Genomic DNA, 16,774 nt, shown 5'->3' on the forward strand with positions numbered 1-16,774 from the left:
CTCACACATATTATGGTTCATGTTTATGTAACGTCAAATCTTAGAACCTGGTACTAAACTATAGTATATCTCATCCCGTGTCAAAAAGAAAGGCTGGCTGAACAAAAACAATCCTGCCTTGCGGAGCCTGGCTTCACAGTCCTGAATACAACCCGTAATGAGCCTTACTAAAATATCAAATACGTATATTGAACTTTATTCAAGAAGATAGAGTACAGGTAGAAAGGGTCTTTTTTGCGATGCTATAGTCTAAAAAAAGTAGCACCTCATCGAAATGAAGTGCTACTTGATGTCTAGCTATTATTGAGAGATGATCTCTCTTGCTTTGTACGTTCCGCACACTTTGCACACGTGGTGACTAAGTTTAAGTTCGCCACATTGTTCACATTTCACCATGCCCGGTACAGCCAATTTAAAGTGAGTGCGACGTTTGTCGCGACGCGTCTTGGACGTTCTCCGTTGAGGTACTGCCATTATTCCCACCTCCTTATCAAAATCAACCTTTGCAGGTAGTTGTTACAATGTTCGATTTTCACTCATGCTCATTTAAAAAAATCCTTGAGCCCTGCAAGCCGCGGATCGATAACTTGGTTATCACAACCGCAGTCACCTTCGTTCAGCTCATGGCCACACTTGGGGCATAACCCTTTGCATGTATCGCTGCATAGCGGTATAAACGGAAGATCCAGCAGAAAAGCTTCCTCGGCATAACCTTTCAGATCAACGCTCTCTCCATCCACGTAGAAAGTATCGTCGTCTTCAGGCAATTCCTCTGGCTGTTTCCCCTGCTTGAATTGCTCATGAAAATCAATATGAAAATGTTCATTAATCGGCTTAAGACATCGGGAGCATAACATGTCCACTCCTACTGTCAGTTTGCCATGAACATCCACAACGTCGCCCTCTCTGTATTCTGCAGATAAATCCGCAGTCAGCGGGGTAACGGCTGTGATATCCTGTCGGTTAGAAACCAGTTCCTTGATATCCCACTGTTCATTAAACTGCAGGGGTCGGTCACTGGTAGCCACTTTGCGAAATGGCATTAACATTTCCCATCACTCCAAACGAAACCAATCTCATAATTAAAGTTAAACGCCTTACGACAGTTATACAGGTCAAGCCTGACTCTTGCAACACATCATATTCCTGACTGTATGTATTCTGACGATTCCTCGTTAAAAGTATTATGAAATTGACTTAACAAACAAAAATCATTATACCGATTTTTCAAGACGTTTGTCAACACTTTTAACTTTACACCCTTTTTTAAAAATGACGATCCTAATCCGCTTTCGATCTCTGATACATTATAGGCTTACTATAAGTTAAACTACAAGTCATGCATTTTGAAGGTAGGTTCGGGCTATATCGACGAAAAGGATTCTTTTCTTTTTCGGGTGTACACTGCGATATGATTTGAACAAAGGTATACCCATGTCCTATTATGGAACAAGATGAGCTCGGATATAATCGGGCTAGGAGTAAAGGATTGAACCGCAATTGAATATTTAACGAAAGGAGCGCGTTCTCATATGAAAGCCGTTGGCGTCATTGTTGAATATAACCCTTTACATAACGGACATGTCTATCATCTAAGCGAAGCCAGACGGCTCAGTGGAGCAGATGTTGTTGTAGCTGTGATGAGCGGCCCTTTCCTCCAGCGCGGCGAACCCGCCATCGTGGGCAAAAGGGCACGGACTGAGATGGCGCTGCATGCTGGCGCCGATCTTGTAATTGAACTGCCGGTTGCCTATGCTGTACAACCGGCCGAGTGGTTCGCCTATGGTGCGGTGTCCCTGCTGCACCGCACAGGCGTGGTGGACTCGCTCTGCTTTGGCAGCGAGTCCGGCGACCTGGACAGCCTGCAGCGCATTGCGCGCGTGCTGGCTGTGGAGCCCGCAGGGCTGCGCAAAGATATCGCGCGCCGCCTGCGGGAAGGCGCCAGCTACCCCACCGCATACGCAGGTGCGGCGGCAGCGCTGGCGCCTGGCGGCGTCGATGCGAACGACGCCGCTGCACTGCTGGGGCAGCCCAACAATTCGCTTGGGCTGCATTACCTGATCGCGCTGCAACGGCTGGGCAGCGCGATCAGGCCCTTTACAGCGGCGCGTACCGGTGCCGCGTATCATGAGGCGACGCCCGGACCGGGGGCGATCGCCAGTGCAACCGCCGTCCGCCGCCTGTTGATGGCGGACGGGCCCGAAGCCGCCGCGCCATACGTGCCGGCGGCAACCCTTGCCATTCTGCAGCGCGAATGGCAGGAAGGGCGCGCTCCCGTGCACTGGGAGCGCTTTGCACAGCCGCTGCTGCACATCGCGGCCACACGCCGTGCCTCCGAACTGGAGCAGATCGCCGAGGTCACGGAAGGACTCGAACACAGGCTGAGCCGCACTCTCGCTCAGCTCCCGGAGCCTTCAGTCGAGGCGTTGCTGAACGCACTCAAAACGAAACGGTACACACGCACAAAACTACAACGCATGCTGACCCATATCCTGCTGAATCATACCAAGGTCGAATGTTCGTCCGAGAAGCTGGCTGAAGGGCCCGCATATCTTCGAGTGCTTGGGTTTAATGCACAAGGACAGGGCCTGTTGAAACAGATGAAAAAGACGGCTTCTTTGCCCGTTCTGCTGAAACCATCAACCTTTGTCCATAATCAGTTGGAGCTGGATGTACAGGCTCAGGCAGCATATGCACTCGCCTGCGAACACACCGATACACGTATGATGTACAGCGACTACTATGACCCGCCTGTGAGGCTCTAACTCTACGTTCAGTCCTATCCAAAGCTGGTTCAACATAAACGATTTCGAAACACAAGTTCAATATATCGACTCACAAGCTTTTGCTGGAGCCAACGCTTAACCATCGATTGATGCAATCCTGATCTATTATTATAAAATCGATCGGACTCTCGTTGATCATGCGTTATTTTATATCGATCACTCACACAAAATCCCCCTATTGCACACCGATTCGGCATCGTTGCAATAGGGGGATTTTACATCATCCTGGTATTCTTTTAGTCATGCTAATCACTAATAAGGATCGTTTTAGGATTTGACAGACAAGGTTTTCAGATAAGCCAGCGCATCATCCACCGTGCTGACAGGAATAAGTTTCATTTTGGTACCAATCTGTTCAGCCTTGGCTTCAGCTTCTTTATAATTGTCCTTCGGCACAAAGAAAAACTCTGCTTCTTTCCGATCTGCCGCAACAATTTTGTGCACAACGCCACCAATAGCGCCAACCACACCTTCTTTGTTAATGGTGCCTGTGCCAGCAATCCGGTGACCTTTCGTCAAATCTCCTGGGGTCAACTGATTGTAAATTTCCAGGGTGAACATCAGTCCGGCAGATGGACCACCTACCTGAGTATCCGTAAAGGATATCTGTTTATCCGGATCTTCTGCTTTCACTTTCTGAACCGCTCCGATCATGACACCCAGTGCCGGGCGAACTTCACCCGTTTTGCTATCTTTCACTTCAATCAGTTGAACGTCGCGGCTGATCGTTTCTCCGCCTCGCTCCAATTGCATCTCAACCGTATCTCCGACCTTTTTGTTCTTTAACTGCTCAGACAGCACCGTATTGTCCGGAGTTGCCGTTCCATTTACACCCAAAATAATATCTCCGGGCTCAATATCTCCTTTAGGCTTGGGATCCTCAGACAACCCAAATACAAAAATATGCTCAGGAACAATGGAGTATTTCACTCCCGCCTGCTCATAAGCTGCCTCCATGGCCGAGGATTGTGAATCACTCATGAACCAGACCTGTTCGGCAGAATATTCCGCTTCGCTTTTGCCGCGCAGCCGATCTTCTTTTTTATCCACTTGAGCATTTCGATTAAACAAGGAGGTTCCTAGCAAAAACACATTGGCGTATGTTGCCGACACTGTCGTCATCATAAAAACTCCGCGTTCTTCCTTATCCCCCTCTTTCACGGTAACCATGGGTTTTACTTCGTCGGCACTACCAGGCATATAAATGATATATGGCGTTGGCATATACACCGCAACATAGACGACCAGAGCCACCACGATCACAAAGATCGAAGCTCTGAATCCGCCAGATTTCCGAATCTGATTCATTGCATGAGCCCCCGTTCTTTGCGTATCTTTCAATAATTATAAGTCTAACACTCTCATGCTTTTGCATACAATGGTACAGGCCGGATAGGCCGCTGTTTACAGTCGCTTATCCGGTCAAGGCCGAAGCGTCCACGGACGTCATTCGGCCGTCCACAACTAATCCTGGCCGAGTGTATGCGGCACGATCCATATGAGGTGAAACAATGACAATGCAGAGCGAAGTTACGGGCTCTGGACCGTTACGAACGGTACTTATGAGTACAGGCGCTTTATTGCTGGTAATTGCAGTAGTTGTGTCTCCGAAAGATGCATTCGATGCCTCTATTCAAGGTTTGGATATCTGGTGGAAAATCATCTTTCCAGCCATGCTTCCATTCCTGATGTTATCCCAAATGCTGACTGCATTCGGCTTTACCCACGCACTTGGCGTCTTATTAGGGCCATTAATGCAGCGCTGGTTCCGTCTGCCGGGCAAAGCCGGACTTGCCATTGTTGTCGGCATGTGCGGCGGTTTTCCGGCAGGAGCAGATACCGCCTCCCGCTTAGTGCAGGATCAACAAATTACCGCCAAACAGGCGGGTATTGTCGCAGCAGCATCTCATTTCGCCAATCCATTGATGATTATACTTGTCATCGGTGCAGCTTTTCTTCATCAGCCTGCTGCCGGATATTTCCTTCTGATTGTTCACTGGGTTAGTGGCTGGATTGCCACCATGATCGGAGTACGACTCCTACCCAAGGAATTAAAAGGAAAAAAATCCTCAACTGCAACCCCTTCTTCGTATAAACGACGGAGCCTAGGGTCACAAATGATGCTTGCAGCGCGTGAAGCCCAGGAACGTGACGGACGCGGGTTCGGCAAATTGCTTGGTGACACGGTCTCCCAAGCTGTGCAAACCTTAATGATGACCGGAGGATATATGATTGTGTTTGCCGTGTTTGTTCGGCTGCTCACCCTCTATATCACCCCCGGTACTTCAGTTGTTTTTTGGCCCTCACTTCTGGAACTGCATCTCGGAACTTATCATCTGAGTCAGAGCCCACTGACACCCTTTCTGCTAATGTCTTTGCTTGCAGCTGTTCTCGGCTGGGGTGGTCTGTGCTCTCATCTGCAAGTCTCCGCCGTGCTGAAAGCTGCGGGACTTGCCACAACGTCCATGTTGTATTTTGCCGGAATCCGCCTGCTTCATGCATTGGTTGCATTTTTCATCAGCTTGCTGCTGTGGCTACCATTCAGCCGTTACAGCTCCGAAGTCTGGGCTACGTTTCAGAACAATCCGGGCAATGGTTTGAATCCTTTCCTAACCGAGCAGTCCCTGGTAGGCATGAATACCTCCGACATCATCGATGCCGTCTGGATTGGTTTCCCTGCTGCCTCTATCGGTCTGGCATTGCTGCTCACCGTCATGATCTGCCTATCCGGGCTGACCTTCTGGTTTAACCGCCGGTTTTCTCGCTAATTTTCTGACGCAACGCAGCTTCTACTTCAGGTGAGACCAGATCGGTGACATCTCCGTGGTAGTGGGCAATTTCCTTAACGATGCTGGAGCTCAGATAAGAATATTTCGGATTGGTCATCATGAAAATGGTTTCCGCATCCGGATTTAACTTGCTGTTCGTCGAAGCCAGCTGAAGCTCATATTCAAAATCTGTCACCGAGCGGATACCACGGACAATGACCTGAGCATCTTTTTGCCGTACATAATTTGCCGTCAGATCACGGAAGCTGTCCACCTCCACATTAGGCAGATGACTCGTGACTTCCGTAATAAGACTCTTGCGTTCTTCCACCGTAAATAATGGATTTTTGCTCATATTATTCAATACAGCCACGATGACTCGATCGAACTGCTTCGACGCCCGGGCAATAATGTCCAGATGGCCCATAGTTACGGGATCAAAACTGCCTGGATATACGGCAATTCGTTCCTGACGATGTATCATTTCACTCATGAGGAGCCTCCTCTTCCGCTGTGCTTGGTTCTCCATCTTCTGTTGTTGTTGCAGCAGGTGCATAATAATAGATGGATACAGCTGTCTCCCCATACAATGCCTTGCGCGTTTGTTCAAACGGGCCGAATTGCTCAGGGTAACTATATTGGGATTCATATTCAAGCACGATGGTCGCTTCCGGTTCAAGCAGATCCAGTTCATGCATTGTAAGCATTAACTCGTCCCCATTTTTCATACGGTAGGGAGGATCAAGAAATACGAGATCAAATTTTGTGCTTCGCTTGGCGAGCGCCTTCAATGCACGACTGGCATCATTCCGGTATATGGCCGCCTGATCTTCCAGCTTGGTTGCTTTCAGATTTGCACGGATCACTTCAATACTTTTCGATTCCAAGTCAACAAAAACAGCCTTGTCCATGCCGCGGCTCAGTGCCTCAATACCGAGACCACCACTGCCTGCAAACAGATCCAATGCTGTACCGCCCTCAAAATACGGGCCAATCATACTAAACAACGCTTCCTTCACCTTGTCGGTGGTCGGCCGCGTCCCTGTGCCAGGAACAGCCTTCAGCGGTCTGCCTTTCGCACTCCCAGATACCACTCTCACTGATGAGTCACCTTTTCTCTCTATGTAAGTTTATTGATAAAGCTATCGTACCACAATCGGGTTCAGTTTGAAAAATAGTCCGTCTGCTTTCTCGTCGAAATATTGTTGACGAATTGTTGACGCATATGTATAAAAAGGAAACTTTCCGGCCATCCTGTAATTATCGACATCACAAGTGTCGTAGACAACCGCGGAGAAGACTTACGTTTCCCCATAAGCTCTTCGTCCGGTTTCTCCTCTCCCATGAAAAAGAAGCTCTCGAAAGAGGGCTTCTTTTTGTTATCCAATATTATGTACCATAACCGCATTGACCAATTATAAAAATGTTGCCCTCAGACAGCACTATTTCCCATATTCATCCATACTGACCTCGGATTCGGATTGTAACCATCCAATATCTTTAAGCCATTCTTCCATGTCATTCATAAATTCCGTATGAATCAAGTGTTCGATCTTATATTTCTTCAGTTTGTCGCTCAGAAAAGCATAGAAATAATGACTCAGCTCATATCGCTGTCTGCTTTTGCTAAACGTTTTATACTGATCCTCACTGACTGTCATATCAAAGTAAATCGTATTGTCCTTCTTTGCGTATCTGACCGTCGATTTCCTCTCATATTCTTCAGGCAAACATCTGAAAACAAAGAACAGCTCAATGCCACACGCTTGATACTTACTTTCTGCTTTATCAAACACAGGCTGTAATTCATCCGAAAGTGCGGCAACCTGTGTTAACCCTGAGGTGTCTGTCGACTTATCCAGTATCATATTAAAGTCCCTCTTTTTTCATCTCTTTGCTCATCTCACTGTATTTCCGATTTGAACGGCGCAGGTTAATCATTGAAACCATAAGGAGAACTACAGGCAACAACATATTCCATGACTGATTCTTAATCATCACAATAGCAAAGAACACCATTGCTACCCATACCAATATTTCAATTGTCTCATACTTGGTTAACGTGCGCTTGAATGCTTTTCTGAAAATGAGACGAATTAGGAAATAAGCGATTAAGAAATAAAATGCGCCCATTCCCAGTATGGCAATCAAGGCCAACAACATCTCCATGAACATGCCTCTCATCACCTCTCAACTTCATTCCCTTAATTTTACCATATGAGCGAAAGAGTGTCATCGGAATGCTCCTGCCTGAATCTCCACAACACCCTCATTTACTTCTCTTCACTAATCACTGTCGCGTTATAGATCACAATCCGTTTGCCATCCAGATCAAAAAGTACCTTATTTCCATACTCCGTATCTTGCAAATCAATTTTACCCTCATACGTATGAATCAATTCTCCCGAATTACTGTATACGTTGACCACACGCTCCAGACCCCCGGAGTTGTTGGATCGCATCGTTTTCAGTGCACGTTCACCTGAAGCCGTGTTGAAATACCAGATTAAGCATCCTACGATGATGCCTAGTATGACGAGAATCGTTACCCATACACCTGTCTTTGCTTTTCTGCTCAAAATAAGCCCCTCCTTTATCCATGTCCAGTACAGTACGAGACAGATACGGTAGCGGTTTCATAGATCATCATCTGATAACAGCAAACAGAGGCCCCCAGTGTTGGAGACCTCTATCCTTAGCTACATCTTATACAGCGCACGAATGACAAATTCAAATTGCAGTTCGCCGTCCGAGGCGATGCGGTATTCCGGATGAACCGGTGCACCCCAGCTGTCGTCACCGCCTACGCCCATTTGTTTGCCGGATACAGTGACAACCGTATAATGCACCGGAGGCAGTTCATATGCATGTTGTGCATTCTCCAGCTCAAATGCGGTATATGGAGATACATTCAGCTCGACTGGAGCTGCAGCAGATTCGATTTTGAAGCCACGCCCCGCGTTGTCGGTCAATTTAGCCCATCGTACCCCCGTACGGTTGCCCGACTCCTGCGGTACAAGATATGGAGCAACGGTATCTGCTACCTTGCTGTCATGGATACCCAGACGAGCTCCAAATGCACGGTCCGCATAATTTTCTTCCGGTCCCATCGCCAGCCATTCTACATTTTCAAACTCCGGTGATGTCTTGAAGGAAAGCGCATGAATCGGAAGATCTGGCAGACCTGCCGCTCCTTTATACGTATTATGCACATGCACACTACCATCTGCACGCACGGTATAAGCCACTTTCACTTGTACATCTGCCGAAATATTAAGTTTGTATGTGAATTCAATCCGATATTGATCCGGGTTTTGTTCCGCTTTCCAGTTCACACATCTAGGCAGCAGACTTGCAGCATACCAAGCCCCAAGCTCGAAGCCCATGGCAGTACCCTTATCATTATCGGTGGTCGCACGCCAAAACAACGGCATTGGAGGCTGTGAAATCGTCTCCTGACCTGACAGCTTCAGGGATACCAATGTTCCAAAAGCCTTGGAGAACAGGACATGGGTCTGGCCTACCCTTACCCCGATATTAACGTCCCCTTCAACAACCTGAATTTCATTTGTCAGGTTCAGATCCGACACCGCAGTTTCCGACTTCTCCTGAATAAATACAAACTGTCCAAAGGCAACTTCCTCGCCTTTTTCTGCCCACAATGTTGCTGCTTTTAATACAAACGCGGTATTCACTGCATATTCCCCACCAGCAAGAGATTCCACATCAAGTGGAAGTTTCACAATGGTTTCGCTTTGTGGGCCCACATTTACCTCCAGCGTTCCACGCAGCACTTCATGACCTTCACGGTCCAGACTGTATACCAGTTCGAATTCAGACGTGTCCGCGAACAAATTACCGTTAACGATTTTCACACCTTCCCGATCCGGGAACAGCTTGATGTTTTGATACAGGAATTTGACTTCCTGCATCTTGGCAGACACTCTGCGGTCTGCGTGCACAATGCCGTCTCCACAGAACGAATAGTCCGAAGGACGATCACCGAAATCTCCACCATAAGCAAGGAACTCTTTGCCGTAACGATCTTTTTTGTAAATGGCTTGATCAATGTAATCCCAAATAAAGCCGCCTTGGTACATTGGATACTTGTCTTCGAGTTCCGTATACTTATGCATACCGCCAATGGAGTTACCCATGGCATGCATGTACTCACAGCTGATATATGGTTTTTCCGGATTTGCGTTCAAGAATTCCTCAATGTCCGCCGGTTTGGCATACATGCGTGATTCCATATCACTCGTATCGTTAAAACGACGGTCATGGAAGACTCCTTCATAGTGAACGAGACGAGTCGGGTCTGCTGTTTTAAAGTACTGAGACACTTTATAGATCACTTCACCACCATGGGACTCGTTACCACAAGACCAGATCAGAATGGACGGATGGTTTTTATCCCGCTCTACCATCGACACCGCACGATCCATAACGATATCATGCCACTCTGGACGGTCGCCAGGAATAACCCACGAAGGCTCAACTGCACCCAGTTTCTGCCATGATCCGTGTGTCTCCAGGTTCATTTCATCAATCACATACAATCCATATTCATCACACAATTCATACCATAGGCTTTGGTTTGGATAGTGAGATGTACGAACAGCGTTCATATTGTTTTGTTTGATCGTCTGAACGTCCCACAGCATGTCTTCCTTGGTTACAGCACGTCCGCGACGTGGATTGAATTCGTGACGGTTTACCCCTTTGAAGACAATACGTTTACCGTTGATGTGCATCACTTTATCGATCATTTCAAATGTACGGAAGCCAACGGCCTGAGGTACAACTTCCACCAGTTCGCCCGCTGCATCATATACTTGAATATACAGACGATACAGATAAGGAATCTCCGCACTCCACAAGTTTACTTGGCCAATCTCCTCACGAAGACTCACCAGACCATTGGTAACTTCAATACCACCAAATGTTTTCACCGTGTTGCCTTCAGCATCCCGCAGTTCAGCCTCCACTTTGGCTCCGTCAGTAGCTTTCCCTTCAAGCTTAAGATCTACGTTTAATGTACCATTGGTATAAGACTTGTCCAGATCCGTCACAACCCGCACATCGCGAATATGCGCAGCTGGCACTGTATACAGATATACGTCTCTGAAAATGCCGGAGAACCGCCAAAAATCCTGATCCTCCAACCAACTGCCTGTGCTGCGTTGATACACTTCCACAGCCAGTTTATTCTCTCCATCCTGGAGGAATGGTGTCAGATCAAAATCGGATGGCGTGAAGCTGTCTTCTCCATATCCAACAAATTGTCCGTTAAGCCATACATAGAATGCAGATTCCACACCCTGAAACGAAATATATACCGGACTGTTCTGCCAGCCTGTTGGCAAATGGAAAGTGCGAATATAACTGCCTACCGGGTTTTGGTCCTGCGGCAATGCAGGTGGACGCAGATCGTTTAAACCATCCCAAGGATACTGTGTATTTACGTATTGAATCTGACCGTACCCTTGGAGCTGAATATGCCCCGGCACTTCGATATCATCCCAACCGGCACTGGAGAATTCCTGCTTGTAAAAAGCTTCGGGGCGGCAATCCGGTCGGATCGCATAATTAAATTTCCACGTTCCGTTAAGATTGTAGCGCATAGCCATTGCACCGGATGCTTTCGCTTCTTCCATAGTACGGTAATAGCGATGATCCGAGTAAGCGTTAAGGCGGTTTACTTCAAATACGCTCACATCGCCCAGCCAGTTAATATCTGCATGTGTTGCTTTCATTCGGCTCTCTCTCCCTCATAAAACAAATATATTTATTACTTATTCAGTACAGATTCTTATTTTCCTTTTACGAAACAAACATAAACAAACAGAAAGACAGAGGAACACCAATTCAGGCGCCCTCCTCTCTCTTTTCTGCATTGACGTCCATTCAGACGGTTTGTTGATGATGCATTATTTGACGGAACCAACCATACCTGCCACAAAGTGTTTTTGCATAATGAAGAATACAAGGGCTGTCGGTAATGTTGCGATGACGATGGCGGTCATGATGACACCATAATCCGGTGAATAACTGGAACCGAGGTTCGAGATTAACAACGGTATTGTCTGTTGGTCTGGCGTTTGCAGCACCACGAGCGGCCACAGGTAGTTATTCCAGCTACTCATGAAGGTGATGATCGCAGCAGCTGCATATGTTGTTTTCATCGTAGGCATGTAGATCTTCAGGAAGATGCCTATTTCGCTCAAACCATCAATCCGGCCTGCTTCAAGCATTTCTTTCGGGAACATTTTAGTGTTCTGACGGAAGAAGAAGATCAGGAACGCCGTTGTGATGGTCGGCAGAATAACTGCGGCCATGGTGTTGATTCCAATGAACGGTGCAAAACCAGAGATCGTAGCAAACATCCGGTATAAAGGAACCATCAGCGCTGCGAAAGGAATCATCATGGACAGCAACAGAATGTTAAATACAATATCACGTGATTTCGTCCGATATACTTCGAATCCATAACCGGCCAGGGAGCCAATCAACAGGGCAAGAATCGTGGAAATAACAGAAACAATCGCCGAATTTCCAAGAGCCTGTACCAGATTCGTTGAATCCAGCAATTTGTTGAAGTTATCAAGGAAAACCGATCCAGGAAGCAGTCTGCCTTTGGTGACATCTACAGAAGCATTAGTCGAACTGACAAGCATCCAGAAGAACGGGAAGATGGACACAAATGCAACGATGGACAGAAAGACATATGTGAATATACGTTTTGCTTTTGCTTTAGCCATTTCTCTCACCTGCCACTTTGAACTGGATAATGGACAATACGATAATCATCAGCACGATGGAATACGAAACGGTTGCCGCATATCCGAAGTCCGGCGAATATTTGAACGAAAGGTTATAGATGTACTGGGAGATGGACATCGTCGCATTACCCGGACCACCTTTGGTAATGTTCATAATCTCATCGAAAATTTGCAATGTACCAATCGTCGATGTAATGGAGGTGAACAGGATAATCGGTTTGAGCAATGGAACGGTAATTTTGAAAAATTGCGTGAAAGCATTCGCGCCATCAATCCGTGCAGCTTCATAGATCGACTGATCAATGTTCTGAAGAGATGACAGATAGAAAATCATGTTATATCCGGTCCAACGCCAAGTAACGGCGATTATAATCGTAATTTTAGCCCAGAACGGGTCAGTGATCCATTGAATCGGTTCAGCAATCACGTGCAGATTCATCAGGAATTGGTTAACCATTCCGTCAGAAGAGAACAGATATTTGAATACGACAGAGTAGGCAACCAATGAGGTTACACAAGGCAGGAAGATGGCAGTACGGAAGAAGCTGCGGAAGCGCAACGTACTGTCATTCAATAAAACGGAAATAAACAAACCGAGAATAATCATGACAGGCACTTGAATAATCAAGTACAGAAATGTATTGGATACGGCAGTACGGAACGTTGTATCAATGAATAATCTTTTATAGTTAGCTAGGCCCGTAAATTCAAGATTGGCTCCTACACCCGACTTGAACGATAAGAGCAGCGCTTGCAGCATCGGATAAAAGTAAAATGCAACGATCCCGATAACAGCGAGCGATATAAAAGCCCATCCAGTCAAATTATTTTTCTTTTGCAGACTGTCTCCTGTATTCATGGCTTTGGCTTTCACAGTGTGGCTCCTCTCTCTCCGTGTAACATGGATAGAACCCAGGGAGCCTCTACCATGTCCGGGTCGGCTGTTGCTTGTGCCAGACAGTGGAACGGCTCCGATGCTTCCTTGGGTTCTATAAGTTACCGTGGATCATCTTAGTTTAATTGTGCTTCAGCTTGTTTCTGTGCATCAGCCAGAACGTCATCAATCGCTTTGCCGTTCAGGAAGTTTTGCATTTCAACAACCAGAATGTCCTCGATGGCATATGTGTTGATACCGTAGTTTACGCTAGGGATTTCTTGCGTCCATTTTGCAAAATCAGCAAACACTTTTTGTCCACCGAAGAACTCGTCGGCTTTATCAAACGCTTCACCTTCTGCTGCCGGTTTGTATGTGCCGATCGCACCAATGTTGTTCAGCAAATCTTGATACAATTGTTTGTCAGAACCGAATGTTTTACCCATGAAATCAGCAGCTTGGTCTGCACCAGCAACATTATTCATGACGTACCAAGAGCTACCACCCAAGTTGGATGCGTGTACAGAATTCGATTGTCCAGCCATTTTAGGAAGCGGAGCTACCGCCCATTTGCCGGATTGGGATGCTTCTTGACGAACAGATGGTGTAATCCAGTTTCCTGTAGGAATGGTAGCCACATCACCATTGTTGAATGCTGCCACGAATTGGCTCCAGTCGGAGTTCAACTTCACGACATTTGCATCCATCATTGCTTTATAAGTTACAAATGCTTCTTTCAGTGCTGCATTGCCAGCCAGATCAGGTGTTTTGCCATCTTCTTTGGAATACCATGAACCTGCGGATTGGATCATCATCCGAATCAGACCCAAGTCGTTAGGATCAAGTGTGATCAGATCTTTGCCTGTTTTGGCTTTCACATCTTTACCGATTTTGATGTAATCATCCCATGTGATGTCCTGAAGGTCAGCTGCTTTATAGCCTGCTTGTTCCAGCAGATCTGTTCTGTAATAGAGACCTGTTACACCAGAGTCAAACGGAACACCGAACTGTTTGCCATCAAAAGCAGTTGGTCCCAGTTTGTATTCCGCGAAATCGGAAGCTTTAATGGTAGAAGACATATCTTTAAACGCATCAGGGTAAGCGTTCAGGAAACTTTGCGCACGATAATCTTCAATCAGAACGATGTTCGGAAGACCGCTGCTTGTTCCTGAGTTCAAACCTGTGTTCAGCTTTTGGATAATGTCAGCTTGAGCATATTCAATGATGTTGATTTTCAGATCAGGGTTTTGTTTCTGATAAGCTTCTTTTGCTGTTTCTAACGCAGCGACGTTAAACGCCTTATCCCAAGCCCAAATCGTAATTTCATTGGAGGTTTTTTCACCCTCACTTGCCGTGTTCCCTCCACCACCGGAAGAACATGCCGACAACAGCAGGACAGTAACGAGCATAAGTACCCACATTTTTTTCAAAAGATTCAACTCCCCTTCGACCTCTTTATGTGTAATTTGTTTGCGTTTTCTGAAAGCGGTTGCTTTCGATATAGTCATCTTATCATTCCCAAATCTTCATTCGTTAGTAATAATTTTGTGTGGATTTGTCATCTTATTGCCACAATGAAAACCTTTACAGAAACCGCTTGCATTAAATTTGTTTTTTTGTAATTTCTTTTGATTTTGTATTTTTTTGATCTGAATATTTTACAAGCCTGGCTGAATTCTTACGTTCTGAGCACCAAAAAGGCCTTCCCGTGTTGTCATCGACAACCTAGGAAGACCTTCTATTAAAGCCATCTTTTCATAAAAATAACGAGCTTGCTTTCAATCCAATCCTATTGCTCAGCTTGTAATCAACGGGAGTGTAACAGTAACTCTTGTCCCCTCTCCCGGTTTGCTCATTATGGTTACACCATAAGGGGCTCCATACAAAAGCTCTATGCGATCATGTACATTCCGAATACCGATACCACTAAACAATTGCCGATTATTCTTCGGATTGGGCAGCGACTCCCCCATGGAGAATCCTTCGATCCCGTCCCCGTTATCCATAATCTCGCATATCAATGACTCTCCGGCTCTGGAGACCATCACATGGATGGTGCCTGTTTCCTTGGAAATGAATCCATGGAAGAAGGCATTCTCGATAAAGGGCTGAATCACCAGTTTGGGCACATGATAATGCGTACAATCCGGAGCTACGTAGAAGGCTGCTTTAATACGCCCTCCGTATCGGACATGATTAATGAATACATAGTTCTTCAGGTTTTCGACCTCTTGCTCCACCGTTATCGTCTCACTCACGTTACTAATCGTATTTTGCAGTAAGGAGATCAGCGCATTAATGGTTTCGGCAGCCCTATCCTTATTGCCCTGCTGAACCAGAACTTTCACGGAAGCCAGGGTATTGTACAGGAAATGAGGATTAATCTGGCTTTGCAGCGCCGCCAGCTCGGCATTTCGTTGCTCCCGCTGTGTAAGTACTAGCTGATCCACATAGTCATGAAGTTCGTCCAGCATGTAGTTATAGGCGTGACCTAACTGTCGACTCTCATAACTCCCACTGACTGGAATATAGTTGTCCAGATCACTTTTGGTTATATTGGACATCTGCTTCACAAGTCGGCGCAGTGACTTGGTGATCTGATTCGTAATAAGGAACACAAGTATGAGCGCTCCGGCTACAATGGCTGCACAGATCAGGGCAATCGTCTTCATGTCAATCAGCTGCCCCATCGCTAGATCCTTATCGACGACGTTTACGATATAAAACCGATAAAAGGGCAAGTACTCGGACAGCACCACACTGTCCTGATCCATGACCCGTGCATTTACACCTTTTACACTTTCGTTGTTCATTTCTCTGGCATAGGTCAGCAATTCGAGTTGAGTGGTACCGATCCATTCTTCACGATTGGACGATACAATCTCACCTGCATCATTCAGAATAACCACATCATTGCCTCTGCTCGTGAAGCTGCTGTAGAACTGACGAAATGCGTTCTCTCTCATGGTGACATACAACGTACCATAGAGTCGGTTTTGGGCACGATCCGTCAATGCCTTGGTCGCTGAGATCATCTGCTGGGCAGTCTCATCATTCGTCTGATAATCGTCAAAAATGATGCGATTCGGACTGGCCGCTGCTTCCAGCGTAATCGGTTGTTCTTTCAATTCATCCGCTGATAAACGAAGATGAGACCGATCGGTGGAATACGTACGCCCATTAATACCGCTAATCGTTATACCGACTTCATAGGACTCTGTAATCGATTGAATCCGATCCATCGTTTCCCTCATATTGTAGTAGGATTTTGCCATCGTGAGGGAGTCCCCCTCCCCCTCAGACAGATAACCACGAATTGCCCCGCTTTGGCTAACATTATTGGATACAGCAGCAATCGCATCGTTAAAAGATTCAAAGTTCGTTTTGATCTGGCTAAGTACCTTCGAGTTCGTAATGCTGAACGTCTCGGTAAACAGCTTGGTCGACATATGAATCGATGTCCATAGGATGAGCACGGAGACAAGAATGATGCTAACGAACATAACGAGGAACAGTTTAGGGAAAAGTCCTAGCCTTGAAAATGCATTCATCCATTTCTTCATT

Annotated in this window: 15 protein-coding genes; 2 read left to right on the top strand and 13 right to left on the bottom strand. The window is 46.4% G+C overall.

Translation table 11 applies throughout. The features are described 5' to 3' along the window. Positions 1-300: 300 nt before the first annotated feature. Together rpmF and ACR1R9_RS16260 are read right to left on the bottom strand one after the other, a co-directional pair. Entirely contained in the window at positions 301-474 is a 174-nt protein-coding gene (rpmF, locus tag ACR1R9_RS16255) for a 50S ribosomal protein L32 (protein WP_017689233.1), read from the bottom strand. 68 nt (positions 475-542) lie between these two features. After that, on the bottom strand, positions 543-1,049 hold the full coding sequence (locus ACR1R9_RS16260; RefSeq protein ID WP_076289478.1) for a YceD family protein: 507 nt from the start codon (positions 1,047-1,049) through the stop codon (positions 543-545). Between the two features lie 483 nt (positions 1,050-1,532). Between ACR1R9_RS16260 and ACR1R9_RS16265 the strand changes: the two genes are divergently transcribed. Next, a complete protein-coding gene (locus ACR1R9_RS16265) occupies positions 1,533-2,765 on the top strand; it encodes a nucleotidyltransferase (RefSeq protein WP_433923192.1) in 1,233 nt (410 codons plus the stop codon). A 288-nt stretch (positions 2,766-3,053) separates the two neighbouring features. On the opposite strand, the gene ACR1R9_RS16270 is transcribed toward ACR1R9_RS16265, so the two are convergent. After that, positions 3,054-4,094: a SepM family pheromone-processing serine protease gene (locus ACR1R9_RS16270; RefSeq protein WP_076289476.1), complete on the bottom strand. Its 1,041-nt coding sequence runs from the start codon at positions 4,092-4,094 to the stop codon at positions 3,054-3,056. Between the two features lie 203 nt (positions 4,095-4,297). Here ACR1R9_RS16270 and ACR1R9_RS16275 point away from each other — a divergent pair, with 203 nt between their 5' ends. Further along, entirely contained in the window at positions 4,298-5,554 is a 1,257-nt protein-coding gene (locus tag ACR1R9_RS16275) for a nucleoside recognition domain-containing protein (RefSeq protein ID WP_433923191.1), read from the top strand. Here ACR1R9_RS16275 and coaD read toward each other — a convergent pair. The 10 genes from coaD to ACR1R9_RS16325 form a co-directional block, all read right to left on the bottom strand. After that, on the bottom strand, positions 5,532-6,038 hold the full coding sequence (gene coaD / locus ACR1R9_RS16280) for a pantetheine-phosphate adenylyltransferase (protein ID WP_090807427.1): 507 nt from the start codon (positions 6,036-6,038) through the stop codon (positions 5,532-5,534). The genes ACR1R9_RS16275 and coaD overlap by 23 nt on opposite strands. A gap of 1 nt (position 6,039) precedes the next feature. Then, positions 6,040-6,654: a 16S rRNA (guanine(966)-N(2))-methyltransferase RsmD gene (gene rsmD / locus ACR1R9_RS16285; RefSeq protein ID WP_433923190.1), complete on the bottom strand. Its 615-nt coding sequence runs from the start codon at positions 6,652-6,654 to the stop codon at positions 6,040-6,042. Between the two features lie 342 nt (positions 6,655-6,996). Further along, complete coding sequence (locus ACR1R9_RS16290; RefSeq protein WP_433923189.1) at positions 6,997-7,422, bottom strand: hypothetical protein; 426 nt, start codon at positions 7,420-7,422, stop codon at positions 6,997-6,999. A 1-nt stretch (position 7,423) separates the two neighbouring features. Beyond that, on the bottom strand, positions 7,424-7,723 hold the full coding sequence (locus ACR1R9_RS16295) for a hypothetical protein (protein ID WP_310852591.1): 300 nt from the start codon (positions 7,721-7,723) through the stop codon (positions 7,424-7,426). A gap of 104 nt (positions 7,724-7,827) precedes the next feature. Next, the gene (locus ACR1R9_RS16300) at positions 7,828-8,133 is read right to left on the bottom strand and encodes a hypothetical protein (RefSeq protein WP_076289472.1); all 306 of its coding nucleotides are present in this window, start codon (positions 8,131-8,133) and stop codon (positions 7,828-7,830) included. A gap of 120 nt (positions 8,134-8,253) precedes the next feature. Beyond that, positions 8,254-11,310, bottom strand: a complete 3,057-nt coding sequence (locus ACR1R9_RS16305; RefSeq protein ID WP_433923188.1) for a glycoside hydrolase family 2 TIM barrel-domain containing protein — start codon at positions 11,308-11,310, stop codon at positions 8,254-8,256. Positions 11,311-11,484: 174 nt separating this feature from the next. Then, positions 11,485-12,315: a carbohydrate ABC transporter permease gene (locus tag ACR1R9_RS16310; protein ID WP_076289470.1), complete on the bottom strand. Its 831-nt coding sequence runs from the start codon at positions 12,313-12,315 to the stop codon at positions 11,485-11,487. Further along, positions 12,308-13,195, bottom strand: coding sequence for a carbohydrate ABC transporter permease (locus tag ACR1R9_RS16315; protein WP_072733438.1), 888 nt, complete (start codon positions 13,193-13,195; stop codon positions 12,308-12,310). Before ACR1R9_RS16315 ends, ACR1R9_RS16310 begins: the two co-directional genes overlap by 8 nt. Before the next feature lie 152 nt (positions 13,196-13,347). Beyond that, positions 13,348-14,640: an ABC transporter substrate-binding protein gene (locus ACR1R9_RS16320; RefSeq protein WP_076289742.1), complete on the bottom strand. Its 1,293-nt coding sequence runs from the start codon at positions 14,638-14,640 to the stop codon at positions 13,348-13,350. 366 nt (positions 14,641-15,006) lie between these two features. After that, entirely contained in the window at positions 15,007-16,773 is a 1,767-nt protein-coding gene (locus tag ACR1R9_RS16325) for a cache domain-containing sensor histidine kinase (protein ID WP_076289469.1), read from the bottom strand. Position 16,774 lies beyond the last annotated feature (1 nt).

The sequence above is a fragment of the Paenibacillus taichungensis genome, from assembly GCF_050994985.1.
Taxonomy (GTDB): domain Bacteria; phylum Bacillota; class Bacilli; order Paenibacillales; family Paenibacillaceae; genus Paenibacillus; species Paenibacillus taichungensis.

Coding starts and splice junctions, on each gene's coding strand:
- ACR1R9_RS16290 (WP_433923189.1), bottom strand. CDS start 7,422: ATGATACTGGATAAGTCGACAGACACCTCAGGGTTAACACAGGTTGCC.
- ACR1R9_RS16270 (WP_076289476.1), bottom strand. CDS start 4,094: ATGAATCAGATTCGGAAATCTGGCGGATTCAGAGCTTCGATCTTTGTG.
- ACR1R9_RS16265 (WP_433923192.1), top strand. CDS start 1,533: ATGAAAGCCGTTGGCGTCATTGTTGAATATAACCCTTTACATAACGGA.
- coaD (WP_090807427.1), bottom strand. CDS start 6,038: ATGATACATCGTCAGGAACGAATTGCCGTATATCCAGGCAGTTTTGAT.
- ACR1R9_RS16310 (WP_076289470.1), bottom strand. CDS start 12,315: ATGGCTAAAGCAAAAGCAAAACGTATATTCACATATGTCTTTCTGTCC.
- ACR1R9_RS16325 (WP_076289469.1), bottom strand. CDS start 16,773: ATGAAGAAATGGATGAATGCATTTTCAAGGCTAGGACTTTTCCCTAAA.
- rpmF (WP_017689233.1), bottom strand. CDS start 474: ATGGCAGTACCTCAACGGAGAACGTCCAAGACGCGTCGCGACAAACGT.
- ACR1R9_RS16315 (WP_072733438.1), bottom strand. CDS start 13,195: ATGAATACAGGAGACAGTCTGCAAAAGAAAAATAATTTGACTGGATGG.
- ACR1R9_RS16260 (WP_076289478.1), bottom strand. CDS start 1,049: ATGTTAATGCCATTTCGCAAAGTGGCTACCAGTGACCGACCCCTGCAG.
- ACR1R9_RS16275 (WP_433923191.1), top strand. CDS start 4,298: ATGACAATGCAGAGCGAAGTTACGGGCTCTGGACCGTTACGAACGGTA.
- ACR1R9_RS16295 (WP_310852591.1), bottom strand. CDS start 7,723: ATGGAGATGTTGTTGGCCTTGATTGCCATACTGGGAATGGGCGCATTT.
- ACR1R9_RS16305 (WP_433923188.1), bottom strand. CDS start 11,310: ATGAAAGCAACACATGCAGATATTAACTGGCTGGGCGATGTGAGCGTA.